Raw genomic sequence first — 24,989 nt, forward strand, 5'->3', positions numbered from 1 at the left:
AAAAAGCATGGCCTAAAACCATGCTTTTTTTATTTTTATGCGGTTGTTCTAATAATAATGTCGATAGGTTGTTCTACACCATCCATGCTGTGAATTGATCTATTGGTAACTTTAACGATGGGCCAAGTTTGCAATTTACAGTTGGATTTTTGGAGTGCGGCATAATAACTATCAGATTTAAAAAATACTTTTTTAGTGGTTGCAATATTGGGTGTTAAAAGGCGCTTAAGCCACGTTTCACTAATCTGGGTGTCAAGAAAACGTAAGGCTAAAAGACTTTTTACTCGATTGTTAAATAATCGCCGGTTTTTGATAATGAGTGGATGGGTAATTAACTTATTTGTGCCCATTTGACTATGAGGCAAAATAAAGTGAGGTGTGATTTGGAATACAGTGACAAATTTTGCTTGTTGGCAGATTTTTTCAAGATGGGTAACGGTATCTTGATTTGTACCAATAATCGCGACAGATGAATGTGAAAAATCAAATTCTTTAATTAAGATTGACGGAATCACTTGACCAGTAAAGTCTTCAAAATCTTGAGTCGTATTTTGGAAAACTACTGATTTTGAAGCGTTATTTTTAATATTAATACTCATTTTCCAAAAGTCCTTTTGGTTTTTAAATCATGATGTTTTTATCGTTTTAATATAAATAACCAAGCAGGAAGTTGGGGTAAAGTCTTTTCAGATAGATGGTCATCCCATACTCGAAATCAATTCAAGTATGGGAAAGTGAAGCGGAGTTTAGTGCTCTGTTTTTACATTCATTAGTTGCGTAAAGCTTTCTAAACGTTTAGCTGTATCGTACACATCACATGTAAAAATAAACTCATCAACATCATATTTCGCTAAAAGCTTTTGTAAACCAGAGCGAACTGTATCTACAGAACCAATTTGTGCCATGCCATAGAAGTTTTCAACAGATAACTGTTCTGCTGTATTCCATAATCCCTGCATTGATTCAACAGGCGGTTTAAGCTTTAAGCTCTCACCACGAATTAAGCCCAATACGCGTTGGTACGCACTCGTTGCTAAAAATTGTGCTTCTTCATCTGTATCTGCCACAACAACAGGCACGCCCATAGAAACATAAGGTTTATCTAAATATTCAGAAGGCTCAAAGTTCTCGCGATAGAGTTGAATCGCTTGACCTAACATACGTGGTGCAAAATGAGATGCAAATGAGTAGGGAAGTCCAAGTTTTGCCGCCAGTTGAGCACTAAAAAGGCTAGACCCAAGTAACCAAACAGGAACATGGGTATTTTGCCCCGGCGTTGCAATAATCTTTTGTCCGATTTGAGGGGCACCAAAATATTTTAGAATTTCGACAACATCTTTTGGAAATTGATCTTCTGTTTCTTGATGCCCACGGCGTAAAGCTCGCATGGTTAATTGATCTGTACCTGGAGCGCGGCCTAACCCAAGTTCAATACGATTTGGATAAAGGGTAGCAAGTGTTCCAAATTGTTCTGCGACAACTAAAGGAGCATGGTTAGGAAGCATAATGCCGCCTGAACCTAAACGAATATGCTGTGTATGTGCTGCAATAAAACCAAGTAAGACTGCTGTAGCAGAGCTCGCAATTCCATCCATGTTGTGATGTTCTGCAAGCCAGAAACGTTCAAAACCTAGTTTCTCTGCATGTTGAGCTAGCTCTAATGCGTGGCGTAACGAAAATTCGATGGTTTTATCATTACGAATAGGAGCAAGTTCCAAAATTGAAAACTTGGTATCTTGAAGTGATCGCATGCGATATTCTCGAATAAGGGTATATCGAAATACTACGATATATGAGGGATAATGTATATCGTTTTTTTTCGATATTAAATTTTACCTCTCAATAAAAAAGCACCCGAAGGTGCTCTTTTGATTTATATGTGAATTAGCGGTTTTTGTACCAGCCGCGGTGCAAACCATTGTCATGACGGCGATGGCCACCTTTACTATAATAACGACGGTCACCATCGTCATATCTACGATCATCTCGATCATAGCGACTACCACGATCATAGTGATCATCGTAATTACGATCTTCAGAAACTTTACGACCTAGCGCTGAACCACCCGCAGCACCTACCGCAGCACCGATGTAACCACCGTTGGTACCACCCATATTTTTACCAACTGTATAACCAGCGCCACCACCTAAAGCACCACCAATGGCAGCTTCGGTACGATTGCGACGGTCACTCGCTGCTGCTGCACCACCAGCACCACCTAAAGCAGCACCAATTGTTGCACCTGTTGTGCCGCCCATGCTTTTACCAATTGCTGTACCAACAACACTACCTAACGCAGAGGTTGCCGCAACACGAGTACCATTATCTGCATGTGCAACTGTCACCATAGACGATGTTGCAATTAATGCACTAGCTAACCAAATATTCATTTTCATCTTGCAGCTCCATGTCCTTATTTACTGAGAAGGACAGTATTTTTATCTTGAGATAAATGTAATAAAAAATTTCGTGATAATTATGGAGAACCCCAAAGGAGATACGCTAGTTTTGTGTCTGTTTGTATTGTTTCTATTAATCTGTGAATAAATCATGAGCAAAGGAGAGGTGGTGAATATTTGTTGATCTTAATAAAAAAGCACCCGAAGGTGCTTAGAGACGTTTCATCAAATTTGATTAGTGATGACGACGGTGTTTTTTCTTCCAGTGCTTAGAAGATCTGTCAGCATCGCGGTCTTTAGAAATTTTATTACCTAAAGCAGAACCACCCGCAGCACCTAAAGCAGCACCAACGTAACCGCCATTTGTACCACCCATACTTTTACCAACGGTATAACCAGCACCACCACCTAAACCACCACCAATTGCAGATTCTGTACGGTGACGACGGTCACTTGCAACTGCTGCACCACCAGCACCACCTAAAGCAGCACCAATTGTTGCGCCAGATGTACCGCCCATGCTTTTACCAATTGCAGTACCAGCGACACTACCTAAAGCAGAAGCAGCTGCTACATGTGTTGTGTTGTCAGCATGCGCTACAGTAACCATAGAAGTTGCTAAAACAGCACTACATAACCAAGCATTTAATTTCATTTTCTACTCCGTGTCCTTAGCAGCAGGACGCTATATCTTTTGTTACGGCAAATGTAACAAAACACGTTTCTCAAAATATGGAGAACCATCAATTCATTATTGTAGTTTAGTGTCTGGTTTGTATGTTTTCTATTAAAATAGAATATTTAATACCCATATAAATAAACATGAGTCTCATTTAATTTTAATGAGTTGATTACTCCCGATCTGAACATGGAAAATTGATTAAAGCTCTAATGGCAAAAGACATATATTTATGTTGTGCATCCACTAAAGAGAAGGGATGTGAGTGCCCTGCACAAATCTCATCTGAAATCACTATATTTATAAGTCGTTACTTACTGTGAAAGTTGATGAATTGGCTGATTATATATGTCATTTAAACGACATAATCTGTAAACTATGCGCTATTTTTACGATTTTGCTTATCTTCTATTTATATAGCATTCGATAAGCTTTTTGGACTTTTGAGATATTTCCTCTTATGAAAGCGTCACTCCGTTTACGACTTGATCAACTCTGTGATCGACATGAAGAACTTACCGCGTTGCTTGCAGATGTGGAAGTCATCTCCGATAACAAACGTTTCCGTAAATTGTCTCGCGAACATAGTGATTTATCTGAAATTACCGAAGTTTGGGGCAAATACCGTCAAGCAGAAGAAGATATTGAAACTGCTGAAATGATGAAGTCTGATCCTGACTTTAAAGATATGGCAGAAGAAGAAATTCAAGCGAATAAAGAGTTGCTTGGAGAATTAGAAAGCCAGCTCAATATTTTGATGATTCCAAAAGATCCAAATGACTCTAATGCAGCTTATTTAGAAATTCGCGCCGGAACAGGTGGTGATGAGGCTGCAATTTTCTCTGGTGACTTATTCCGCATGTACAGTAAATATGCCGAGACACAAAATTGGCGTATTGAAGTACTTTCTGAAAATGAAGGTGAGCATGGTGGCTTTAAAGAGGTCATTTGCCGTGTAGATGGTGATGGCGTTTATGGCCGCTTAAAATTTGAAAGTGGTGCGCATCGTGTGCAACGCGTTCCAGCGACTGAATCACAAGGCCGTGTTCATACTTCAGCTTGTACAGTTGCGATTCTGCCTGAAATTGATGTTGATACAAATGTCGAAATTAATCCGGCAGATTTACGTATTGATACTTACCGTGCATCTGGTGCAGGTGGTCAGCACATTAACAAAACTGATTCGGCAGTGCGTATTACCCATATTCCAACAGGTACAGTAGTTGAGTGCCAAGAAGAACGTTCACAGCATAAAAACAAAGCTAAAGCGATGGCTCTTTTGGTATCGCGTTTAGAAAATGCGAAACGTGCAGCGGCTGATGCAGCAACGTCTGAAATGCGTCGTGATTTAGTGGGTTCTGGTGACCGTTCTGAACGTATCCGTACTTATAACTACCCACAAGGTCGTATGACTGATCATCGTATTAACCTAACTTTATATAAGTTAGATGCGATTATGGAAGGCGATTTAACTGAATTGCTTGATAGCTTACATCGCGAATATCAGGCAGATCAGCTTGCAATGCTTGCACAGGAAAATGGCGGCTAATGAATATTGCTCAAGCGCTTGCAATTCGTGGTGAGCCTGACAGTTATGAACGACAAGAAAATGCTTGGTTACTTGAGCATTTTCTAAAAATCAATTCACTTGAATTAAAGTTTAGACTTGAGCAAGAGTTAACAGCCCAACAAGAGCAAGACTATGTAGCTGGTCTTGAACGTATTCAAAAGGGTGAACCTTTAGCTTATGTAACGGGTTCACAGCCATTTTGGACACTCGATTTAAAAGTAACATCTGATACTTTAGTGCCACGACCTGATACTGAAGTTTTGGTTGAAACCGTTTTAAATCTAAATTTGCCAAATACTGCAAATATTGTTGATTTGGGAACGGGGACAGGTGCAATTGCGCTTGCGTTAGCGAGTGAACGTCCAGATTGGTTCGTCACAGCAACTGATATTTATGCGCCTACTTTAGATGTCGCAAAAGAAAATGCACTAACTCATAATTTGCAACGTGTAAAATTCGCTTGCGGCGCTTGGTTTGAAGCACTAGAGCCGCAAAAATTCGATTTAATTGTTTCAAATCCGCCGTACATTGACCCTGATGATGAACACATGCAAGCTTTGGCAACAGAGCCACGCCGTGCATTGGTTGCAGATCATCAGGGACTGGCTGATATTGAAATTATTATTGCTCAAGGTAAGAACTGGTTAAAACCCCAAGGCTGGATTGCACTAGAGCATGGCTATGATCAGGGGCAATCTGTTCGAAATATATTTGCTGAGCATAGTTTTAGCCAGATTAAAACCATTCAAGACTATGGCCAAAATGATCGAGTCACTTTGGCATGCTGGATTTAAAATTACTTTTGTAGTGTATCACGCCAACGTAATAACCAGTTTTCTATAAGTTTCATTAAGGTATCAGTTACTTTACCCAATAGGGCTAATAAAATAATTGCAATGATAACAATATCTGGTCGAGACGTTTCTCGACCATCACTGAGTAAATAGCCAATCCCTTGAGTGGCTGCAATCAGTTCAGCTGCAATCATGAACATCCAAGATAAACTTAAACTGTTACGTAAACCCGTTAAAATGCCCGGAGATGCTGCCGGTAAAATAATAGATATAATCCGCTGAAAAGCATTAAGCCGATAAACTTTTCCAACTTCAATGAGCTTTCTATCTACATTATGAATTGCTGCAACTGTATTGGTATAGGTTGGAAAAAATGCTCCAATTGCAATCAATGTAATTTTCGAACCTTCGTCAATTCCTAACCAAAGTAATAGCAGAGGGATCCATGCAAGACTTGGGATCGACTTAATTGCTGAAAAGGTCGGTTCTAAATAAGCTTCTGCTTCTTTACTTAATCCAACCCAAATTGCAAAAATTAAACCTAAACCGCTTCCTATAATAAAGCCGAATAGAACTCGCCATGTACTAATATAAATATGGGCAAATAGGTCACTATGCGCTAAATCTAAAAAAGATTGCCATAAACTAGAAGGTGCGGGGAGTAGATAAGCATCGATATAGCCATTTCTGACTAAAAATTCACAAGCCCCCAAAAAGATGAGTGGAATGAGTAGCGCTTTAAACCAACGTGTAAATTTATTGTTTAAATGCTTTTTCTGCGATTTTAAAGCCTGCTGAGCTAAGAAATGATTTAGCTCAGCTTTGTTAAATGAATCACTCATATACTATTTCACTACTTTTTGAGCAAAACGAGGGTCTAACAATTGATCAACCACTTGATTGACATTGGTGCCTTTTCTAACTAAGTCTTCTTCTGTCAAAATTTTCCCAGAACGTTTTAGTGCTTGTGCTTGAGTTGCCGATGGAATGTTTTGATCAAAGTTGGTTCGGCTCAGTTGTAGTTTGGCCACAGGTAGAGGGAGTTTTGATTCTTGAGCTAGAAGTGCTGCCACTTTATCTGGATTGGCTTTTGCCCATTTTCTAGCTTGTTCGTAGGCTTTAATAACTGCTTCTACCGCTTCAGGGTTTTGTTTTGCAAAATCCTCTTTAACACTCAGTACACTATAGCTATTAAATCCAACGTTGCGATAAAGCAATTTAGCACCCGATTGAATTTGAGCTGAAGCCATTAAAGGATCAAGTCCAGCCCAAGCATCTACTTGACTGCGTTCTAATGCAGTTTTTCCATCTGGGTGTTGTAAATGAACCAGCTGTACATCGCGTTTACTTAAGCCTACAGTGTCTAGCGCTTGTAGTGTAAATAAGAAAGGATCTGTTCCCTTGGTAGCTGCAATTTTCTTACCTTTTAAATCTTTTAGGCTTTTAATGGGTGAGTTTTTTGCGACAACAAGCGCGGTCCATTCCGGTTGGCTTTGTACATAAACCGTTTTAATTGGACTACCATTCGCTCGACTTAATACAGCAGCTAATCCAGCGGTAGAAGCAAAATCGATGCTGTTACTGTTGAGATATTCTAATGAACGATTGCTACCTTGACTGAAAACCCATTTAATTTGAGTATTTGGAAGTGCTTTCTCAAGAAGTTTTTGATCTTTGACGACTAAACTGGTTGGTGCATAGTAAGCGTAATCAAGTTTAAGTGTAGTCGGAATTGCTGCAAAAGCAGATGAAGCAAATACAAACCCCAATGTTGATGCCAACAAAGTCTTTGATAAAGAAAATTTTGATTTTAAAGACATGATAAAAATAGAACCGAAATGAAATAGGAGATTATCCTTTCACGTGTTTGATGGCTTACAAACTTAGTTATTTTGATTTATAAATCAGATTGAAAGATAAAAGTTTAGATAAAATTATAAGTTGATGTTTTATAGTGATTATTAAGTTTTGAGTAATACACTTATCTGAAATATTGAATTTAAAAGACATAAATATCATAAGCTTAAGCTTTTATGCCTCAAGCTTTGTTGAGTGTGTATTTTATTGCTTGTGTGCAGTTAAATTATCTCGATACGCACCTGGACTGACGCCAGTCCATTTTTTAAAGGCACGGTGAAAAGCGCTAGGGTCTTGGAAGCTTAAATTTTCACTAATATCTTGAATTGAATCATTCGTTTTACTTAAACGTTCAACTGCAATATCACAGCGGATTTCATTTTTAATTTGTTGATAACTGACTCCTTCATGTTTCAGACGGCGTTGAATGGTGGCTTCTGAAATATTGAGTTGTTTTGCAACATCTTTGAGTTCGGGCCATTGGGCGGGGTGGAGTTTCAATAAATGACGACGAATAAGAACACTCAAGGCATTTTCATTTTTAAAGCGAACTAAAAGATTTTGTGGAGTTTGTTCTAAAAAATCATAAAGCGCTTTTTTATCTTTTTTAATTTTAATATCTAAATAGTGGGCATCGAATTCAACTCGATTTATCTCGGCATTAAATTGAATATCTTCACCGAAACGTACGAGATAATCCTGAATATCGCTCGGTTTAGGACAACGTACTTTAATACTATTTAAGCCAATTCGTTGGTCTACTAACCAGCACATAAGTCCGTGTACTAATATTAAAAAGGTTGCATAGGTAAACATGCGTTTAGGTTGTTCACGATCATGAATCACCAAATAAGCTTTTTCTTGATCTCGTATTAATTCTCCACACATGTCATCAAGCACAAAGTTAAAAAACTTCAAAATATCGTAGAGCGCTTTTTCTAAAGTTTCGGCCGTACTGACAAGTTTAGTCAATAATTTATAACTGCCACGACGCATGGGATGACTATCCATACCAAAAAACTCATCGTTCATGGCGTTGGCAAGTTCTATCCATAATTGTGCATATGTCGTAACAGGCACACGAGCCTTTGGAGACATCAGTAATTCAGCGGGAATGCCTGCTTTATTTAGAATTATTTGTGTATTTAGGCCTTTGGCATAAGCCGCACTCAGTGCTTCATGTACTAGTGCAATCGAAATTGTGCCTTTACTTAAAGAAGATTGGACAACCATGTCAAAGACTCATATTTTCTTCATATATTTCAAGTGAAATATTTCATATTTAAAATTTGGATTGATCAAAAGCTGCAAGCATTTTGAGGTTTTTTGAAATTGTATCGGAAAACAACAACTTTTACTCTCACAACTAAAGTTAAAGAACATTTCTATAGGATCGTAAATAATGAAAATTCAAGGGAAACATTTCGTGATTACAGGTGGTGGCTCTGGTTTAGGTGCTGCTACAGCTGAGTATTTGGTAAAGCAAGGTGCTTCAGTCACATTGGTCGACATGAATGTAGAAGCAGGCGAACAGCAAGTAAAACAATTAGGGTCAAAAGCTGACTTCGTAAAACTTGATGTAACCGATGAAGCTGCTGCTGAACAGTTCTTTAAAGATATGTTAGTAAAACATGGCCGTTTGCATGGCTTAGTAAACTGTGCGGGTATTGGCCCTTCTGCAAAAGTAGTTGGCCGTGAAGGTGTACATGATTTGGGATTATTTTCAAAAACGCTGCAAATTAATGTCACGGGTACGTTTAACATGCTGCGTTTTGCAGCAGATGCAATGAGTAAAAACACGGTTGAAGCAGGTGAAGAGGACCGTGGAATCATTGTTAACACCGCTTCTGTTGCAGCATTTGATGGTCAAATTGGACAAGCAGCTTATTCAGCATCTAAAGGCGCTATTGTTGCGATGACATTGCCAATTGCTCGTGAGCTTGCGCGCCATGGCATTCGCATTATGACCATTGCGCCAGGAATTATGGAAACCCCAATGCTTAAAGGAATGCCACAAAATGTGCAAGATGCTTTGGGACAAATGGTACCATATCCATCTCGTTTAGGAAAACCCGAAGAATTTGCTCGTTTGGTGGCACATATTGCTGAAAACTCATATTTAAATGGTGAAGTCATCCGTCTAGATGGTGCAATTCGTATGGCAGCAAAATAATAAAAATAAGGGGATTTGAATGATTCTAAATGCTGAACAAAGTATGGTTCAGGAGATGGTGCGTAACTACTCGCAGAATCAGTTAAAACCAACAGCCGCACATCGTGATAAAACCCATGAGTTTCCTGCTCAGGAATTAAAAGATTTAGGGGCATTGGGTGCTATGGGCATGACCGTTCCGAATGAATGGGGCGGTGCGGGAATGGACTATGTATCTTTGGTGCTTGCAATTGAAGAAATTGCCGCAGGTGATGGTGCTATTTCGACTATCGTAAGTGTTCAAAATTCATTGATTTGCGGTATTACACTGGCATACGGTTCAGAGCAGCAAAAACAAACCTATTTGCCAAAATTTGCATCTGGTGAATGGCTAGGATGTTTTTGTTTAACTGAGCCTCATGTCGGTTCCGATGCGAGCGCAATTCTATGTAAAGCCGAGCGAGATGGCGACCATTGGGTTTTAAATGGCGTAAAACAATTTATTACCAGTGGCAAAAATGCCCAAGTGGCTTTGGTATTTGCGGTTACAGATAAACAGGCTGGCAAAAAAGGCATTTCGTGCTTTCTTGTACCGACCAATACACAAGGTTATTTAGTGACTCGTATTGAAGACAAAATGGGTCAACATGCTTCGGACACCGCAACCATTACTCTCGAAAACTGCCGGATTCCTTTAGAAAATTTGGTGGGTCAAGAAGGTGAAGGTTATAAAATTGCACTTTCTAATTTAGCAGCTGGGCGTATTGGGATTGCTGCTCAATCTGTTGGAATGGCAAGAGCTGCTTTTGATGCGGCTGTCCAATACGCAAATGAACGTAAGGCCTTCGGTGTAGAGCTGGTTCAGCATCAGGCGGTTGGTTTTCGCTTAGCCGATATGGCAACCCAGATTGAAGCTGCACATCAGTTGGTTTTACATGCTGCAACTTTAAAGGATGCGGGATTACCTTGTTTAAAAGAAGCCTCAATGGCAAAGCTGTTTGCATCTACTATGGCTGAACGGGTGTGTTCGGATGCGATCCAGATTCATGGTGGTTATGGCTACGTCAGTGATTTCCCTGTAGAGAGAATTTATCGTGATGTTCGTGTAAGCCAGATTTATGAAGGGGCTTCGGATATTCAACGTTTGGTGATTGCTCGTGAGGTTGCTCAAGTTTAAATATGAAATTTTAAAAAATAGTCACTGACTGCAAAAGACCGCAATTGTTATGCGGTCTTTTGCCATTAAGCAGAAATTTTCTAGGTTGAATTCGATTCGATGAAATTCAGAAATTTAAGTAAAGCCAGTTTTTTTTGATTAAAGCTGTGCTTTGACTTCTTCACCAATTAAATAAAAGGTTCCTCCAGCAATATAATGCAGGCTTCGAAGTTCTTTCGGTGCATCTTGAAAGTGCCAGTGCCCATCTCTAAAAACACGGCTATCTGCCCATGCACCAACAACAGAACCAATAAATAGATCATGAGCCGACTGATTATGAGGTTCTGGAATAAGTTTACAGACAAGCCATGCAATGCAACCTGATACAAGCGGGCTAGTAAGATCTTCTTGATAAAATAGTTCAACACCACAATGCTCAAGTTTTTGTGGATCATCCAACTTACTAATGGTTCCAAGTTGATGAGTAAGATCGAGCTGTGCATAGCAGGGAACTTGTAGTGTGAAATAGCCACTTTGCTCAACGAGCTGTCGGGTTTTAGTACTTTTATCAAGAACCACGGACACTTTGGCTGGTTTGAACTCTAAGGCACATGCCCAAGCGGCAGCCATCACATTGCGGTCATCACCATGTTGTGCAGAAACAAGCACAGTTGGGCCATGATTTAATAAACGATAAGCTTTTTCTAACTCTACAGGTGCAATATATGATTGCGTCATATTTAGCCTAAGTAATAAAGAAAATGGATATTTCTATTGTTGCAGAAAGCTTGATAGATGCAATGTTAGTAAATAAGCTTTATTAGAATAAAAAAGTTGTTTCTATTTTATAGCTTTCATAATAACGAACTTAGTCATAAAATCATTTCGCTTCTAAGTGAAAGGATTAACGTGTGACCGAGCTTCAAGATATCGATTTTGTAGAGTTAAGTGATGAAGAAATGCATCTCTATAGCCGCCAGATTTTACTTGATGGATGGGATATTGAAGCTCAGGAGAAACTCAAACTTGCTAATGTGCTGATTGTAGGTGCTGGTGGAATAGGCTGTAGCAGTGCAGAGCTATTAGCGCGAGCAGGGGTTGGAAAAATTACACTGATTGATGCAGATACGATCGAGATAAGTAATTTACAGCGTCAAATTGCATTTGGTCATGAAGATATCGGACGTTATAAAGCAGAAATTTTGGCTAAACGTTTACAGAAAATTAACCCTTATATCTGTGTTGAATACTATAACGAACGGTTAGACGAACATAACATTGATAGACTGGTTGAACACCAAGATGTGATTTTAGATGGATGTGATAATTTTACAACCCGCTATTTAGTAAATGTAGCTTGTAAGAAGCATCAGGTCGCTTTAATTAGTGCTTCAGCAATTGGTTTTCAGGCACAAATGTTTATGGTTGAAGGAGATTCAGCTTGCTATGAATGTCTTTTTCCAAAAGAACAACATAGTAATGAAGGCCTTCGCTGTGCAGAGTCAGGGGTACTTGCAACTACTCCTGTAATGATAGCGTCATTACAAGCACATCACACATTGCTGTATTTAGGGTTGAATCGTACACCTTTAAAGCAGAAACTATTATTGTGGGATGGTTTAAATATGACACAACGTATTGTTAGTTTTGATAAAGATGTAAATTGCCCACTTTGTCAGGCAAGCTAATCAGTAAATGAAACAAAATTTGCTACACTCAACCTGAATGATTTGGTTTTGAAGAAATATGAAAAAAAATATTTTGTTTGATGGGTTACGTTCCGTCGCCCGCATTGGTGAAACAGCAGTGGTTGCGGCCAAAGCTGGAATTAAATACGCAACTGAAAAACCAAGTAATGCCAAACTCATGCGAGAGACTTTTGAGTCGCTTGGCTCAACTTATATTAAGCTTGGTCAGTTTATTGCGAGTACACCATCGCTTTTCCCGCGAGAATATGTAGAAGAATTTCAAGGTTGTCTAGACCAGACACCAACTCTGCCATTTAGCTATATTCAAGGTGTGCTTGCATCTGAATTTGAAGGGCGTGATTTAAGCCAAATTTTTAGCTATATCGATGAAAAACCATTAGCTTCTGCTTCAATTGCTCAGGTTCATGCAGCTAAGCTGACCACAGGTGAAGATGTTGTTATTAAAGTACAAAAGCCTGGCGTTGAAACCATTTTATATACAGACTTAAGTGTGGTGCATTGGGCTGCCAAGCTACTTGAACGTGCAGTACCAAAAATCAAATTTGCTGCTCTTTCCGAAATTGTTGATGAAATTAAAAGCCGTATGGTTCGTGAAGTCGATTTCATTGAAGAAGCACAAAACTTAGATGACTTTATTGAATATCTGAATATTTCACAAAACAAAGCTGCGACTGCACCTAAAGTTTATCATCAGTTTTCTACGCGCCGTGTCTTAACTATGCAACGTCTATACGGTGTGTCTTTGACAGACTTTAGTGTTGTAAAACAATATGCTAAAGATCCATCGCAAGTACTGATTACTGCCATGAATACATGGTTCGGTAGCCTCATGCTATGTAAGAGTTTCCATGCGGATTTACATGCTGGAAACCTAATGTTGCTTGAAGATGGTCGAATTGGTTTTATTGACTTTGGTATTGTCGGCCAGTTAAAGCCTGAAGTTTGGACAGCATGTATGGCCTTTATGGATGCATTGCAAAAAACTGATTATCAGGCAATGGCTGAAAATATGCTGAAAATGGGTATGACTCATAACAAAGTTGATGTTGATGTATTGGCACAAGATTTAGAGCGCTTGTTTAACGGCGTATTAATGTCTGACCCTCAACAAATTCTCGCTTCAAATCCAGCCGATTTAAACGACATTATGATGGATATGGTAGGGGTTGGTGAGCGCCACGGTATTAAATTCCCACGTGATTTTGCCTTGTTATTTAAGCAAATGCTTTATTTCGATCGTTTTATGCGCGTACTCGCACCATATACTGATATTTATGCAGACCAACGTTTGAAAATGGTTCAAAATATGGAACCTGCTTCGTTGTTAAAGCACTAAGGTCAGTTTAAATTTATGGATGCCATTATTATTGAAGGCTTGAAGGTTGAGACAGTGATTGGCTGTTTCAACTGGGAAAGACAAATTATTCAACCTTTAATGTTGGATTTAACCATCCATAATGATTTGAGCCGAGCAGCGCAGTCTGACAAACTTGAGGACACACTCAACTATGCCCAGATTTGTGAGTTATCGGGTCAAATCATTCAACAAGCCAAACCTGAATTAATTGAACATGCAGCACATCTTGTTTTGAAATGTTTGTTTGAAACCTTTCCAACAATTGAAAAAATTACCATAACCATCCGTAAGCCCGCCATCATTGCAGAAGCTAATGCTGTAGGAATTCGTCTTGAACGCACCAGAAACAATTTTTGCGCTCGCCCTAGCGAGTAATTTAGACGCAGATCAGCACTTTACTTTTGCTTATACGCAATTAGCAACTTTGGGGAAAGTGCAGTTTTCATCTGTTTATCAAATTCCATGCCGAGACGGTATTGGAGATGATTATTGGAATTCAGCATGTCTATTAAAAAGCACTTTATCGTGTGACCAAATTGAATCTTTTTTAAAGCAACTCGAATCAGATTCTGGACGTGTTCGTCCATCGCATCATATTTCTTTAGATGTAGATTTGATTGCATGGGGAAGTGATCTGGACCATATGCAATTTAATTCTAAAAAATTACCTTTGGCACTTGATGTAAAAATTCCCTTATATGAGCTTTGGCATTGTGAAACCTTAAAGGCTGATAGCACGCTTTATCCAGTCGTCAATTTTAAAGTTTAGAGATTTTTAATCTAAATTTTACGCAAACTTTACGCAGGCTTTAATTTCCTCAATAGAGAATTTACGGGCATTTTATCCATACTGAAATTCACTAAATTAGTGTTATTTCAGGACAATAAAGATGCTTATAAATTCTCAAATGCGCATCTTGCATCAGTCTGGCATTGTCTTATGCGGACTTAAAATAAATGATATTTCTTCATCTCTCCTTATTTCCCGTTTGGCAAATCAAGCCAAGGGGTATAGAGGAGAATAGCCATGTTAGAACTTATACTTGTTTTATTTATTGCTATTTTTTTAGCATGGTGCCTCGGTAAATATCTATCCAAAGTGATGACAAATCAGCCAATGGTGGGTGATGGATTATTTCGCTGGATTGAAAATCCTGTTTATCGCTTGTTAGGTATATCTCCACAACAACAAATGAACTGGAAACAATATTCTCTAGCATTTGTTGTTAGCTGTGTTTTTCTAGCTGTGGCCGTTTTTGCTATTTTTATGACGCAAGCTTGGCTACCATTAAATCCAAATCATGCGCCAAATATGAGTTGGGATTTAGCATTACACACGGTTATTTCATTTTTAACTAATACCAATCAACAGCATTATTCTGGCCAAGCTCAGTTATCTTATTTGTCGCAAATGACAGGTATTGTAGGTTTGCAAGTCATTACTCCAATGATGGGGCTGGCTTTAGTTGTCGCGACCTTAAGAGCTTTCTTTTATCAGCGCCCAAGCCATATTGCAGCCGATGTTGCCGAGCAGCCAGATCAAATTTTAATTGGTAATTATTGGGCAGATGTAATTCGCCCTACAGTCCGATTCTTGCTTCCTCTCTGTTTTGTCTGGTCTTTATTGCTCAATAGTCAAGGCGTACCAGCGACTTTCCAAGGCGGGCCAGAAGTACAGCTGATTGATAAAGCCAATACAGTTCAAACTCAAAAAATTCCTTTAGGGCCAGTTGCTCCAATGGTAGCGATTAAGCAATTGGGTAGTAATGGTGGTGGTTGGTATGGTCCAAATAGTAGTGTGCCTTTAGAAAATCCAACACCGCTTTCTAATTTATTAGAAATGATTGCAATATTACTCATTCCACTTACCGTGATTTTTATGGTGGGACATTTTACCCAGCGTAAAAAGTTTGCCTACTTTGTGTTTGGTAGCATGCTTTTCATGTCGATTATTTCAGGTGCAGCGGCTGTCTGGTCTGAGAGTATGTCATCGACAGCATCTCAACTTGCTGTAATGGAAGGTAAAGAACAACGTTTTGGACCAGCCGCATCAGCAGTTTGGGCAGCGATCACTACACAGGTGAATAATGGTTCGGTCAATATGATGCATGATTCTTCTGCGCCGCTTACTGGGCTGGTTGAACTCATCAACATGTTGATTAATGCAATTTGGGGTGGTGTGGGCTGTGGCCTGCAACAGTTTATGATTTATCTGTTACTTGCAGTATTTATTGCAGGTTTAATGACAGGTCGTACCCCTGAATTGTTTGGGCGCAAGATTGAAGCAGCAGAAATTAAGTTGCTCGCGATTATTATCTTGATTCAACCTTTAGTCATTCTTGCATTTACCGCATTAAGCCTCAGCGTTCCAGGCATATCTGGAATTAGTAATCCGGGGCCACATGGTATTAGCCAAGTGTTTTACGAATATGTCTCTGCATTTGCCAACAATGGTTCAGGTTTTGAAGGTCTTGGAGACAACACTGTATGGTGGAATGTCACTTGTAGTATTGCTCTATTGTTAGGACGTTTCCCGACTTTAATTTTGCCATTAATGATTGCGACACGTTTAGCAGCAAAAAGAAAAGCACCCGAAACAGCAGGTAGTCTTCAAGTTGAAACTCCAACCTTTGCTTTAACGTTGATTACGATTGTTGTGTTGCTTACCTTATTACAATTTATGCCAGTTCTTGTCCTTGGGCCAATTGCCGATCAACTTTTGTTGGTTAAAGGCTAAGGAGGCGAGTGAAAATGAATACACAAACTCATGTAAATAGTCATAAACAAACCATGGCAGTGCCAAATTTTGAAGTTTGGAAAAATGCATTTGTGAAACTGCTACCGCAGCATGCAATTAAAAACCCAGTAATGGCAATCGTATGGCTTGGAACAGTCGTTACTGCAATGAGTACAGTCTTGGGTTACACCACGCTGTTATTTGGTTTCGCGGTTACAGTAATTCTGTTTATTACCATTTTATTTGCCAACTATGCTGAAGCGGTTGCAGAAGCCAGAGGTCGCGGGCAGGCATCTTCATTACGTGCAGCAAGAGAAAATTTAACGGCTCGAAGACTCAACTCTTTGACAGACCGTCAAGCGACTCAAGTTGCAGCTACTGAACTTCATTTAAATGATTTTATTGAAGTACATGCAGGTGAGCTTGTTCCAGCCGATGGTGAGATTGTAGAAGGCTTTGCCACTATTAATGAGTCGGCTGTTACAGGTGAGTCAGCACCTGTGCTACGTGAAGCTGGAACAGACCGTTCAGGTGTTATTGGTGGAACCAAAGTACTTACAGATCGTATTGTTGTGCAAGTGACTGCTGAATCTGGTCAAAGTTTCTTAGATCGTATGATTGCTTTGGTTGAAGGCTCAAATCGCCAGAAAACTCCGAATGAGATTGCGCTTGGTTTCTTATTAATGGTGATGACAATCACGTTTTTAATTGTCGTGATTAGCCTGCCATTTATTGCCAAGTATTTGCATATTGAACTTGATCCAGTTGTGCTCGTGGCGTTATTGGTCTGTTTGATTCCAACAACGATTGGTGGCTTATTACCTGCGATTGGGATTGCGGGTATGAACCGTGCACTCAAAGCCAATGTTCTGGCGAAATCAGGTAAAGCTGTAGAAGTTGCGGGTGACATTGATGTGCTGTTACTGGATAAAACAGGAACCATTACTTATGGTGACCGCCAAGCGACTTCTTTTTATCCTTTAACTTCGGTAACCGAGTCTGAATTAAGAGCAGCTGCTTGGGTAAGTTCACTTGCCGACCCAACACCGGAAGGGAAATCGATTGTTAAATTAGCAAAAGAGCAAGGTTTAAAACAGCAAGAACCTGAGCAAGCCGAATTTATCTCTTTTAGTGCTTCGACTCGAATTTCTGGTGTGAATTTACCGAATGGTGACCAAATTCGTAAAGGCGCTTTAGATGCGATCTTGAAGTTTGTAGATGAAGATTATTCTCAAGATTTAGAGTTAAAAGCACGTGTTGAACAAGTTGCTAAAAAAGGGGCAACACCATTGGTTGTCGCAAATCAACATCATGTATTGGGTGTCATCGAACTCTCAGATGTAATTAAACACGGCATTAAAGAACGTTTTGCACGTTTAAGAGAAATGGGTATCAAAACTGTCATGGTCACAGGCGATAACCCATTAACTGCTGCTGCGATTGCTGCTGAAGCTGGTGTAGATGACTATATTGCCGAAGCGAAACCAGAAGACAAATTGGCTTGTATTCGAACCGAACAACAACAAGGTCGTTTAGTTGCGATGGTTGGTGATGGCACCAACGATGCACCAGCATTAGCACAAGCCGATATCGGTTTAGCCATGAACTCGGGTACACAGGCTGCAAAAGAAGCCGGCAACATGGTTGATTTAGACTCTGACCCAACCAAACTACTCGCTGTGGTTGAGATTGGGAAGCAGCAGCTGATCACGCGTGGTGCTTTAACAACATTTTCGTTAGCAAACGACGTCTCTAAATACTTTGCCATCTTGCCTGCATTGTTCGCTGCTGCGATTCCACAAATGCAAGTATTGAATGTAATGCACTTAGCAAGTCCAAGCAGCGCGATTTTATCTGCATTAATTTTTAACGCGATTATTATCCCGTTATTAATTCCAATCGCACTACGAGGCGTGAAATTTAAACCCTCAACGGCAACTCAGTTACTACGTCGAAATATGTTGATTTATGGTGTGGGTGGTGTGGTTCTACCATTTATTGCCATTAAAGCGATTGATGTAGTGATTGTTCAATTATTTGGTTTGTAATCTGGAGTTTGAAATGAAAACTTATGTACAAAATTCAGAAGCAAATTGGGGTCAGACCTTAAGAGCATCTTTAGGATTATTAATTTTTACTCTGGTGGGTTGTGGTGCTGTTTATAGTGCTATCGCTACAGGTGCTGGACAAGTTTTATTTAATAATCAGGCCAATGGTAGTTTGATTGAAATAGACCATAAAACTTTAGGGTCAAAATTAGTCGCTCAGCCATTTGTTGGAGAGGCTTATTTTCATCCACGCCCTTCAGCAGTTGCTTATGACCCGATGGCTATGGCAGGTACAAACTTAGCGCGTACTAATCCTGAGCTAAAAAAACAAATCGATGCTCAGATTCTCGCGGTAAAAAAACAGGATCATACAGGGAATACACCTATTCCAAGTGATTTGGTGACTAAATCTGGGAGTGGTATAGATCCGCATATTAGTCCTGAATCTGCTCAGTTACAGGTTACTCGAGTGGCTCAAGCTCGTCATTTAGACCCGAAGGTTGTGGAAGAGCTTTTGCAAAAGCATATTGAATCGATGCAGTTTGGTGTATTGGGGCAAGCTCGTGTTAATGTATTAGAACTCAATATTGCTTTAGATCAATTACAATCTACACATTAACTTAAAAATAAAATTGTTAGTTTACCGGATGATATCAAGTGCATAGCAATCGCGAAAATCAGGCTGAGGCCTTATTAAATCATGTCAACAGATATCAAGCCGGTCGACTAACGGTCTTTTTAGGGGCGGCGCCGGGTGTTGGAAAAACCTATGCCATGCTCGCACGCGCCAAAGAGTTATTTCAACAGGGAACAGATGTTGTTGTTGGTATTGTTGAAACCCACGGAAGAATAGAAACCCTAAAAATCTTGGAAGGATTACCTGAAATTGCTAGAAAGGAAATGCAATATCAGGGGCATACTTTAGACGAAATGGATCTAGATGCTATTTTGCTAAGGCATCCAGAAATTGTGTTGGTTGATGAGTTAGCTCATCGTAACGTCCCAAATAGTCGTCATGAACGACGATGGCAAGATGTTAATGAGTTGCTCGATGCAGGTATTGATGTATTTACCACCATTAATATCCAGCATTTAGAAAGCCTAAATGATGTGGTCTATCAGATTACGGGGATTCGAGTAAATGAAACGGTACCAGATCGTGTGTTTGATCGTATTCGAGACATTCGCTTAATTGATTTACCCGTCAGTGAACTCATTGAAAGGCTTCATCAGGGAAAAGTCTATGTACCAGAGCAAGCCAATCTGGCATTACAAGGCTTTTTTAGCATTTCAAATTTAACAGCATTACGTGAACTCGCAATGCAATGCGTTGCTGAGCATGTCGATTCAGATTTAAAAGAGAGTTATGCCTCTAAAGGTTTGAAATCTATATCACTGCAAAATGAATTAATGATTGCGATAGACGGACAAGGTTCTTCTGAGTATTTAGTACGAGCAGGTTGTCGTTTAGCAGAACGTAATGGAGCTACGTGGACGGTAGTGAATGTTGCTAAAAGCTTGGATCTTGGTCAGAGTTTAGTAAATTCATATAAAAAAGAATATATCGAGATTGATCGGGCGTTTGAGCTGGCTCGGCAACTCGGTGGTCGAACAGAAGTTTTATATGGGCATCGAATTGCATCTGTTTTAATGGATGTCGCGGTTGATCGGGGAATTTCCAATCTAGTTATTGGCAAAAGTATTTCACCGTGGTGGCTAAAGTTATTTAAGAAAAATTTAGCTCAACAATTATTAAATCAACAAAACTCGATTGCTTTAACTATTTTGCATCCAGAACAGGGTACTAAAAAGATCAATCAGATTGAAAAGCCATCATTTTTATCATTAAAAGAAAGTATTTTTGTTCTAGCGGTTACATGTGCAAGTATTTTTATAGCTCACTTTGCCGAAGTTCTCTTAGGTATTGAAGATTTTTCTGTCATTTTCATTATTTCAGTTTTAATTGTAGCAACCAAAACTCGAATGCTCGCTGCTGTAGTCGCAGCCTTAATCTGTTTCTTAGCCTATAATTTTTTCTTTATTGCCCCACGTTTTACCTTACAAATTTCAGCACACCAAGGCGTGGTCACTGTTGTTGCTTTTTTTGCGGCAGCTTTAATTGCTGGACGTTTGGCCTCTCAATTACGTCAGCAGGTTTTATCCTTAAAAGCAGCAAATGCTTACACTACGGTAATGCAAGACTTAGCACGTAAACTTTCTAGTGCAGTAAATCTTGAAGAAGTTATGCAAACGGGACGAATGACTTTAGAAACCCAACTTCAAACTAAGGTGTGGATTTCTATTCAAGATAGAGTCATTTCATCTGATATAGAGCTAAACGATAAAGAAAAAGTCGCAGCAGATTGGTGCTTAAAACATCAACAACCATGTGGACGTTTTACCGATACACTCAGTCAGTCAAACTGGTGGTTTTTACCTCTTTTAGAGCAGAAAAATAGCTTAGGTATTGTGGGAATTTACTTTAAAGATGAAGTGGTTTCTCTAAATTTTGAGCAAAAGAAACTGACGGAAAGTGTAATTGAGTATATTGCACAAGCGGCACTTCGCACCCAATTGGTCAATGAGCTTGAACAAGCAAAAGTCACCAGTGAAACAGAGCGATTACGTTCGGCTTTATTATCTTCAGTATCACATGATTTACGCTCGCCACTTGCTTCTATTATTGGCGCAGCAGACACACTTGCCCATTTTAAAGCTGATATGTCAGAACAAGATCAACAGGATTTACTCGAAACCATTCATTTAGAGGGCGAACGCTTAGACCGTTATATTCAAAACCTACTTGATATGACACGTTTAGGGCATGAAGGTCTATCTTTAAAAAGAGACTGGATTGGTGTGGATGAATTAATTGGTTCTGCAACCCGCCGTTTAAAGCGCTATAAACCAGATACTCAAGTGTCGGTTGAGTTACCTGAACAAACGATTAGTTTATATGTACACCCAGCACTGGTAGAGCAAGCCATTTTTAATGTTTTAGAAAATGCGGCAAACTTTTCACCTCCAGATGAATCAGTCATGATTCGAGCTTCTCTGTTGTCTGAAGATGAAGTGAAAATAGAAATTGAAGATAGAGGTGCAGGAATTCCTGAAGATGAAAGAAACCGTATTTTTGATATGTTTTACACCATGGAGCGCGGAGACCGTGGAAAATTTGGTACAGGTTTAGGGCTAACGATTGTTAAGGCAATTATTGGTGCTCATATGGGTACAATTGAAGCATTTTCAGGACGCCAAAATAAAGGTACTTTAATTCAAATCAGATTACCCATTCATCCCGTAAAAGAATAAGTTGTAAAGTCATGATAACTTCAGAAACATCGCCTGTAGAAACACGTATTGTGATTATTGATGATGAGCCTCAAATCCGTAAATTTTTAGATATTGCCTTAAGAACACAAAAATATAAGACCACGCTCTGTGAGACTGGATACAAAGGTCTGGAAGCTTTGGCAACCCAAGGTGCTGACTTGGTTATTCTAGATCTAGGCCTACCCGATTTAGACGGGAAAGAAGTGCTTCAAGAGTTACGTAGCTGGTCGAATGTGCCTGTTATTGTGTTATCTGTACGGGCTGATGAATATGAAAAAGTTGCTCTGCTCGATGCTGGCGCAAATGATTACATGACCAAGCCTTTTAGTGTGCAAGAGCTTTTGGCGCGCATACGTGTCATTCTAAGGAACCAACCGATTCAGCAAGAAGCTCATGTGTATGACGATGGCTATCTTAAAGTTGATGTCACGCAACGTTTAGTTTGGGTTGAGCAACAGCCAATTACTTTAACTCGAAAAGAATTTCAACTTTTGACACTATTAATGCGCTATCAAGGACAGCTTTTAACACAGCCACAGCTTTTAAAAGAACTTTGGGGGCCAACCCATCAGGAAGATACTCACTATTTACGTATTTTGGTGGGTAAACTACGTAGTAAATTGGGAGATAACGCGATTCAACCACGCTATATTGCTACTGAACCTGGTGTTGGATTACGTTTTTTAGCACAACAGAAAAATCATTAATGAGGTATAAAAAAACCTTAGGGAATGTCTCCCTAAGGGATTGCAAAGTGGTTTATATCTTTTAGCTTTTTTTATTTAAATATCCCAATGTTGTTCTGCTTCAGTCATTTGGCTGTAAATATTTTGATATTCAGCCTGTTTCACTGTGTACCAATGCTCTACAAAGTCAGCTCCTAAATATCCTTTTAAAATAAGACTTCCTTTAAATATTTTTAAGGCTTCTGGTTGGTTGTTAGCTAATAAAATGTGTTCGTCTGGAAATTTTAAAAGATGTGCAGGTTTTGGTAGCGGTAATTTATGAGATAAGCCGTAAGACACACCAGCTAAAATAGTCGCTGCAACCAGATAGGGGTTACAGTCGGCTCCAGCAACCCGATATTCTAAACGTTGATTTTGTAGATCTGAGCATGGAATGCGAATTGCGACATTACGATTATTGGTATCCCAATTTGCTTCTAGTGGCACATGATGACCAATTTTAAAACGTCTATAAGAATTAATATTAGGCGCTAAAATCGCCATAGATGCAGGCATTAACTCAATGAGTCCGCTAATCGCGTTTAGTAATTTGACTGACAGCTCATCTTTTGCTTCTGCTGAACTAAATATATTTTCATGGTATTGATTAAGTAGACTCATATGAAAATGCATGCCACTTCCGGCTTTTGCCAAGTTCGGTTTCGCCATGAAACAAGCAGTTAAGTCATGCTTTCTTGCAACTTGCTTTACAATTCTTTTTAAAGCATTAATTTGATCGCAGAGCTTTAAAATATCATGGCTATGTTGGAGGTTTAATTCATATTGTCCAGGAGATGACTCTGCAACAATAGCGGTAATTTCAATAGATTGTAGTAGGGCTGCTTTCTCAACTTCATCTAGGACTTGCTGATAGTTATTCGGTGCATCTATATCGAAACATTGGTTTTCTATGCTGGTTTCAGACGGATGCTGAGGTGAGAAAAGATAAAACTCTAGTTCGGCAGCCATAACAGGAAAATAATTGGTAGCCTGTAACTGATTTAATAATTTTTTTAATATATTGCGTGGTTCATAATGACAATCTGAACCATTTTCTTCTTGCATGGATAGGTAAAGCTGGGCATTCAATTCAGGAGATAATGCACTGGGTTGCAAGCTGCCTAAAATGGGTAGGCAAAGTCTGTCTGGTTCACCAATATATTTTCCTAAACCTGTCTCTTCAATCACTTTTCCATCTAGGCTCATAGCGTACACAGAAAGTGGAAAATAGCACCCATTAGAGAGATTCTTTAAACTTTTAACATCAATCCGTTTACCACGAATATGTCCGTTTAAGTCGTGCAGACAAATATCAATGTGTTGGGTATTTGGATATAAATTTAAATATTCATCCACCTCTTTTAAAAAAAGTTCTGAGTCGAAAATGTGAGCTTGTATCGATGGAATAAAATCATCCGAGATTTTAAAAGGTTTAAAGTGAGGATTTTGTAAGTTTAAACTTGGGTAAATATGAGTACTCATTATAAAAAACCTTGGTGGCTATTTAGCTAAAATCCTACCGTAGCCTGTGAAGTTAATCGCGTAAAAAAAGGGTAAAATGATTAAAGATTAATTTTTGGGATTTTTTAATTATTTATATTAAAAATTATGTAGTTAGTTTAGGTTTTTATAGTGAAAAAATTAAGTAAAATTAATGTCTAAGGGCAGTCTAAGAGTGAGCAAATTTCTTCGAATTTGATTTTTTAAATTAAACAATATTAGGAATTATGACCTTTCAAGTTGGTGAGATGATCAAACTGATTTAAACTTAAAGGCTTATCCAGTGAGACACTTATTTTTGAAGTCTTGAATAGAGCAAGACCTTTTAGAGTATTTACTGGAATTTTATTTTTGCGGTTTTGAATTTTATTTTTGAGTTATCTTAATATGAAAAATATTGGTTTAGCCATTTTAGCAATCAGCCTTTCAGGTTGTGCTGCAATGAGCGTAGAAGAATGTAAGACTGCGAATTGGTCATTAGTGGGTGAGAAAGATGGTTCAAAAGGTTCGTCGCCACGTTTAGATCAATATTACAAAGCGTGTGGAAAAGCCAATATTGTTCCAGATCAAAAGTCATACGAACGCGGGTATAAAGAAGGTTTAGGGTATTATTGCCAGCCAACAAATATTTTTTATAGTGCTTTAGAGGGTAGTGGCAATATCAATGTGTGCCCAGTCGAGCAGCGCAATCGTTTAAGACCTTATTATCAGGCAGCTTCTGATTACTATAATGCAAAAAATGAATATGACCGTTATGACGAAAAGTTTAAGCAATATTCTGACAGTGCTTATAACGAAAAGTTAAAGCCAGAAGAGCGTGAACGTTATCGTAAACTTTTAAAAGAATTACAAATTGATCGTGACCGTATTAATCGAAACTATTGGAACTCAATTCGAGATATTGAACGTTTCAAATATGATCATGGCTTAAAATAATATTTAAAAAAGGATTGATCCGAATTAGATCAATCC

General features: G+C 39.0%; 23 protein-coding genes and 1 pseudogene. 14 read left to right on the top strand and 10 right to left on the bottom strand.

Annotated elements, in window-relative coordinates; translation table 11 throughout:
- Positions 1 to 35: 35 nt before the first annotated feature.
- The 5 genes and pseudogenes from MMY79_RS06475 to MMY79_RS19445 form a co-directional block, all read right to left on the bottom strand.
- Positions 36 to 599 carry a flavoprotein gene (locus tag MMY79_RS06475; protein WP_252612589.1) on the bottom strand — a complete coding sequence of 188 codons (564 nt, stop codon included), beginning with the start codon at positions 597 to 599 and terminating at the stop codon, positions 36 to 38.
- 147 nt (positions 600 to 746) lie between these two features.
- The gene (locus tag MMY79_RS06480; protein ID WP_252612590.1) at positions 747 to 1,751 is read right to left on the bottom strand and encodes an LLM class flavin-dependent oxidoreductase; all 1,005 of its coding nucleotides are present in this window, start codon (positions 1,749 to 1,751) and stop codon (positions 747 to 749) included.
- 133 nt (positions 1,752 to 1,884) lie between these two features.
- Positions 1,885 to 2,397 (bottom strand): hypothetical protein, encoded by a 513-nt coding sequence (locus tag MMY79_RS06485; protein ID WP_252612591.1) that lies wholly within the window; start codon positions 2,395 to 2,397, stop codon positions 1,885 to 1,887.
- 238 nt (positions 2,398 to 2,635) lie between these two features.
- A complete protein-coding gene (locus MMY79_RS06490) occupies positions 2,636 to 3,055 on the bottom strand; it encodes a hypothetical protein (protein ID WP_003652459.1) in 420 nt (139 codons plus the stop codon).
- 196 nt (positions 3,056 to 3,251) lie between these two features.
- Positions 3,252 to 3,353 (bottom strand): annotated as a pseudogene (locus MMY79_RS19445) (LysR family transcriptional regulator); the annotation flags it as partial.
- Between the two features lie 186 nt (positions 3,354 to 3,539).
- Between MMY79_RS19445 and prfA the strand changes: the two are divergent.
- Positions 3,540 to 4,628 (top strand): peptide chain release factor 1, encoded by a 1,089-nt coding sequence (gene prfA, locus MMY79_RS06495; protein ID WP_005039633.1) that lies wholly within the window; start codon positions 3,540 to 3,542, stop codon positions 4,626 to 4,628.
- Positions 4,628 to 5,443, top strand: coding sequence for a peptide chain release factor N(5)-glutamine methyltransferase (prmC, locus tag MMY79_RS06500; RefSeq protein ID WP_252612592.1), 816 nt, complete (start codon positions 4,628 to 4,630; stop codon positions 5,441 to 5,443). Before prfA ends, prmC begins: the two co-directional genes overlap by 1 nt.
- A 2-nt stretch (positions 5,444 to 5,445) precedes the next feature.
- Here the strand turns inward: prmC and MMY79_RS06505 are convergent, their stop codons facing one another.
- The 3 genes from MMY79_RS06505 to MMY79_RS06515 all read right to left on the bottom strand — a co-directional run bounded on the left by MMY79_RS06505 (position 5,446) and on the right by MMY79_RS06515 (position 8,533).
- Positions 5,446 to 6,285, bottom strand: a complete 840-nt coding sequence (locus MMY79_RS06505) for an ABC transporter permease (RefSeq protein ID WP_252612593.1) — start codon at positions 6,283 to 6,285, stop codon at positions 5,446 to 5,448.
- A 3-nt stretch (positions 6,286 to 6,288) separates the two neighbouring features.
- A complete protein-coding gene (locus tag MMY79_RS06510; RefSeq protein ID WP_252612594.1) occupies positions 6,289 to 7,263 on the bottom strand; it encodes an aliphatic sulfonate ABC transporter substrate-binding protein in 975 nt (324 codons plus the stop codon).
- Positions 7,264 to 7,504: 241 nt separating this feature from the next.
- Positions 7,505 to 8,533 (bottom strand): AraC family transcriptional regulator, encoded by a 1,029-nt coding sequence (locus tag MMY79_RS06515; RefSeq protein WP_252612595.1) that lies wholly within the window; start codon positions 8,531 to 8,533, stop codon positions 7,505 to 7,507.
- Positions 8,534 to 8,702: 169 nt separating this feature from the next.
- On the opposite strand from MMY79_RS06515, the gene MMY79_RS06520 reads away from it, so the two are divergent.
- The gene (locus MMY79_RS06520) at positions 8,703 to 9,473 is read left to right on the top strand and encodes a 3-hydroxyacyl-CoA dehydrogenase (RefSeq protein ID WP_252612596.1); all 771 of its coding nucleotides are present in this window, start codon (positions 8,703 to 8,705) and stop codon (positions 9,471 to 9,473) included.
- 19 nt (positions 9,474 to 9,492) lie between these two features.
- Positions 9,493 to 10,629, top strand: coding sequence for an acyl-CoA dehydrogenase family protein (locus tag MMY79_RS06525; protein WP_252612597.1), 1,137 nt, complete (start codon positions 9,493 to 9,495; stop codon positions 10,627 to 10,629).
- Positions 10,630 to 10,767: 138 nt separating this feature from the next.
- Here MMY79_RS06525 and MMY79_RS06530 read toward each other — a convergent pair whose 3' ends face one another.
- Positions 10,768 to 11,346, bottom strand: a complete 579-nt coding sequence (locus tag MMY79_RS06530; protein WP_252612598.1) for a flavin reductase family protein — start codon at positions 11,344 to 11,346, stop codon at positions 10,768 to 10,770.
- A 173-nt stretch (positions 11,347 to 11,519) separates the two neighbouring features.
- Here MMY79_RS06530 and MMY79_RS06535 point away from each other — a divergent pair, with 173 nt between their 5' ends.
- The 9 genes from MMY79_RS06535 (at position 11,520) to MMY79_RS06575 (ending at position 22,499) form a co-directional block, all read left to right on the top strand.
- Positions 11,520 to 12,296, top strand: a complete 777-nt coding sequence (locus MMY79_RS06535; protein WP_252612599.1) for a HesA/MoeB/ThiF family protein — start codon at positions 11,520 to 11,522, stop codon at positions 12,294 to 12,296.
- A gap of 58 nt (positions 12,297 to 12,354) precedes the next feature.
- On the top strand, positions 12,355 to 13,653 hold the full coding sequence (locus tag MMY79_RS06540) for an AarF/UbiB family protein (protein ID WP_005306693.1): 1,299 nt from the start codon (positions 12,355 to 12,357) through the stop codon (positions 13,651 to 13,653).
- 15 nt (positions 13,654 to 13,668) lie between these two features.
- A complete protein-coding gene (gene folB / locus MMY79_RS06545; RefSeq protein ID WP_252612600.1) occupies positions 13,669 to 14,049 on the top strand; it encodes a dihydroneopterin aldolase in 381 nt (126 codons plus the stop codon).
- Entirely contained in the window at positions 14,006 to 14,443 is a 438-nt protein-coding gene (locus MMY79_RS06550) for a 2-amino-4-hydroxy-6-hydroxymethyldihydropteridine diphosphokinase (protein WP_252612601.1), read from the top strand. Before folB ends, MMY79_RS06550 begins: the two co-directional genes overlap by 44 nt.
- A 258-nt stretch (positions 14,444 to 14,701) precedes the next feature.
- Positions 14,702 to 16,411 (top strand): potassium-transporting ATPase subunit KdpA, encoded by a 1,710-nt coding sequence (gene kdpA / locus MMY79_RS06555; RefSeq protein WP_252612602.1) that lies wholly within the window; start codon positions 14,702 to 14,704, stop codon positions 16,409 to 16,411.
- An 8-nt stretch (positions 16,412 to 16,419) separates the two neighbouring features.
- On the top strand, positions 16,420 to 18,459 hold the full coding sequence (gene kdpB, locus MMY79_RS06560; RefSeq protein ID WP_252612603.1) for a potassium-transporting ATPase subunit KdpB: 2,040 nt from the start codon (positions 16,420 to 16,422) through the stop codon (positions 18,457 to 18,459).
- Between the two features lie 13 nt (positions 18,460 to 18,472).
- The gene (gene kdpC / locus MMY79_RS06565; protein ID WP_252612604.1) at positions 18,473 to 19,078 is read left to right on the top strand and encodes a potassium-transporting ATPase subunit KdpC; all 606 of its coding nucleotides are present in this window, start codon (positions 18,473 to 18,475) and stop codon (positions 19,076 to 19,078) included.
- Between the two features lie 38 nt (positions 19,079 to 19,116).
- Complete coding sequence (locus MMY79_RS06570) at positions 19,117 to 21,771, top strand: sensor histidine kinase KdpD (RefSeq protein ID WP_252612605.1); 2,655 nt, start codon at positions 19,117 to 19,119, stop codon at positions 21,769 to 21,771.
- Between the two features lie 11 nt (positions 21,772 to 21,782).
- Positions 21,783 to 22,499, top strand: coding sequence for a response regulator transcription factor (locus MMY79_RS06575; RefSeq protein ID WP_192454074.1), 717 nt, complete (start codon positions 21,783 to 21,785; stop codon positions 22,497 to 22,499).
- Between the two features lie 75 nt (positions 22,500 to 22,574).
- On the opposite strand, the gene MMY79_RS06580 is transcribed toward MMY79_RS06575, so the two are convergent.
- Positions 22,575 to 23,999, bottom strand: coding sequence for a glutamine synthetase family protein (locus MMY79_RS06580; protein WP_252612606.1), 1,425 nt, complete (start codon positions 23,997 to 23,999; stop codon positions 22,575 to 22,577).
- 405 nt (positions 24,000 to 24,404) lie between these two features.
- On the opposite strand from MMY79_RS06580, the gene MMY79_RS06585 reads away from it, so the two are divergent.
- On the top strand, positions 24,405 to 24,953 hold the full coding sequence (locus MMY79_RS06585; protein ID WP_132069234.1) for a DUF2799 domain-containing protein: 549 nt from the start codon (positions 24,405 to 24,407) through the stop codon (positions 24,951 to 24,953).
- Positions 24,954 to 24,989: the final 36 nt, after the last annotated feature.

The sequence above is a fragment of the Acinetobacter sp. XS-4 genome, assembly GCF_023920705.1.
Lineage (GTDB): Bacteria > Pseudomonadota > Gammaproteobacteria > Pseudomonadales > Moraxellaceae > Acinetobacter.

What these genes read in the sequence shown, in the direction of transcription:
- MMY79_RS06575 (WP_192454074.1), top strand. Translation starts at nt 21,783, where the DNA reads ATGATAACTTCAGAAACATCGCCTGTAGAAACACGTATTGTGATTATT.
- MMY79_RS06510 (WP_252612594.1), bottom strand. Translation starts at nt 7,263, where the DNA reads ATGTCTTTAAAATCAAAATTTTCTTTATCAAAGACTTTGTTGGCATCA.
- MMY79_RS06580 (WP_252612606.1), bottom strand. Translation starts at nt 23,999, where the DNA reads ATGAGTACTCATATTTACCCAAGTTTAAACTTACAAAATCCTCACTTT.
- kdpA (WP_252612602.1), top strand. Translation starts at nt 14,702, where the DNA reads ATGTTAGAACTTATACTTGTTTTATTTATTGCTATTTTTTTAGCATGG.
- MMY79_RS06480 (WP_252612590.1), bottom strand. Translation starts at nt 1,751, where the DNA reads ATGCGATCACTTCAAGATACCAAGTTTTCAATTTTGGAACTTGCTCCT.
- MMY79_RS06540 (WP_005306693.1), top strand. Translation starts at nt 12,355, where the DNA reads ATGAAAAAAAATATTTTGTTTGATGGGTTACGTTCCGTCGCCCGCATT.
- MMY79_RS06585 (WP_132069234.1), top strand. Translation starts at nt 24,405, where the DNA reads ATGAAAAATATTGGTTTAGCCATTTTAGCAATCAGCCTTTCAGGTTGT.
- prfA (WP_005039633.1), top strand. Translation starts at nt 3,540, where the DNA reads ATGAAAGCGTCACTCCGTTTACGACTTGATCAACTCTGTGATCGACAT.
- MMY79_RS06475 (WP_252612589.1), bottom strand. Translation starts at nt 599, where the DNA reads ATGAGTATTAATATTAAAAATAACGCTTCAAAATCAGTAGTTTTCCAA.
- MMY79_RS06525 (WP_252612597.1), top strand. Translation starts at nt 9,493, where the DNA reads ATGATTCTAAATGCTGAACAAAGTATGGTTCAGGAGATGGTGCGTAAC.
- MMY79_RS06520 (WP_252612596.1), top strand. Translation starts at nt 8,703, where the DNA reads ATGAAAATTCAAGGGAAACATTTCGTGATTACAGGTGGTGGCTCTGGT.
- MMY79_RS06505 (WP_252612593.1), bottom strand. Translation starts at nt 6,285, where the DNA reads ATGAGTGATTCATTTAACAAAGCTGAGCTAAATCATTTCTTAGCTCAG.
- MMY79_RS06490 (WP_003652459.1), bottom strand. Translation starts at nt 3,055, where the DNA reads ATGAAATTAAATGCTTGGTTATGTAGTGCTGTTTTAGCAACTTCTATG.
- MMY79_RS06485 (WP_252612591.1), bottom strand. Translation starts at nt 2,397, where the DNA reads ATGAAAATGAATATTTGGTTAGCTAGTGCATTAATTGCAACATCGTCT.
- prmC (WP_252612592.1), top strand. Translation starts at nt 4,628, where the DNA reads ATGAATATTGCTCAAGCGCTTGCAATTCGTGGTGAGCCTGACAGTTAT.
- MMY79_RS06530 (WP_252612598.1), bottom strand. Translation starts at nt 11,346, where the DNA reads ATGACGCAATCATATATTGCACCTGTAGAGTTAGAAAAAGCTTATCGT.
- MMY79_RS06515 (WP_252612595.1), bottom strand. Translation starts at nt 8,533, where the DNA reads ATGGTTGTCCAATCTTCTTTAAGTAAAGGCACAATTTCGATTGCACTA.
- folB (WP_252612600.1), top strand. Translation starts at nt 13,669, where the DNA reads ATGGATGCCATTATTATTGAAGGCTTGAAGGTTGAGACAGTGATTGGC.
- kdpC (WP_252612604.1), top strand. Translation starts at nt 18,473, where the DNA reads ATGAAAACTTATGTACAAAATTCAGAAGCAAATTGGGGTCAGACCTTA.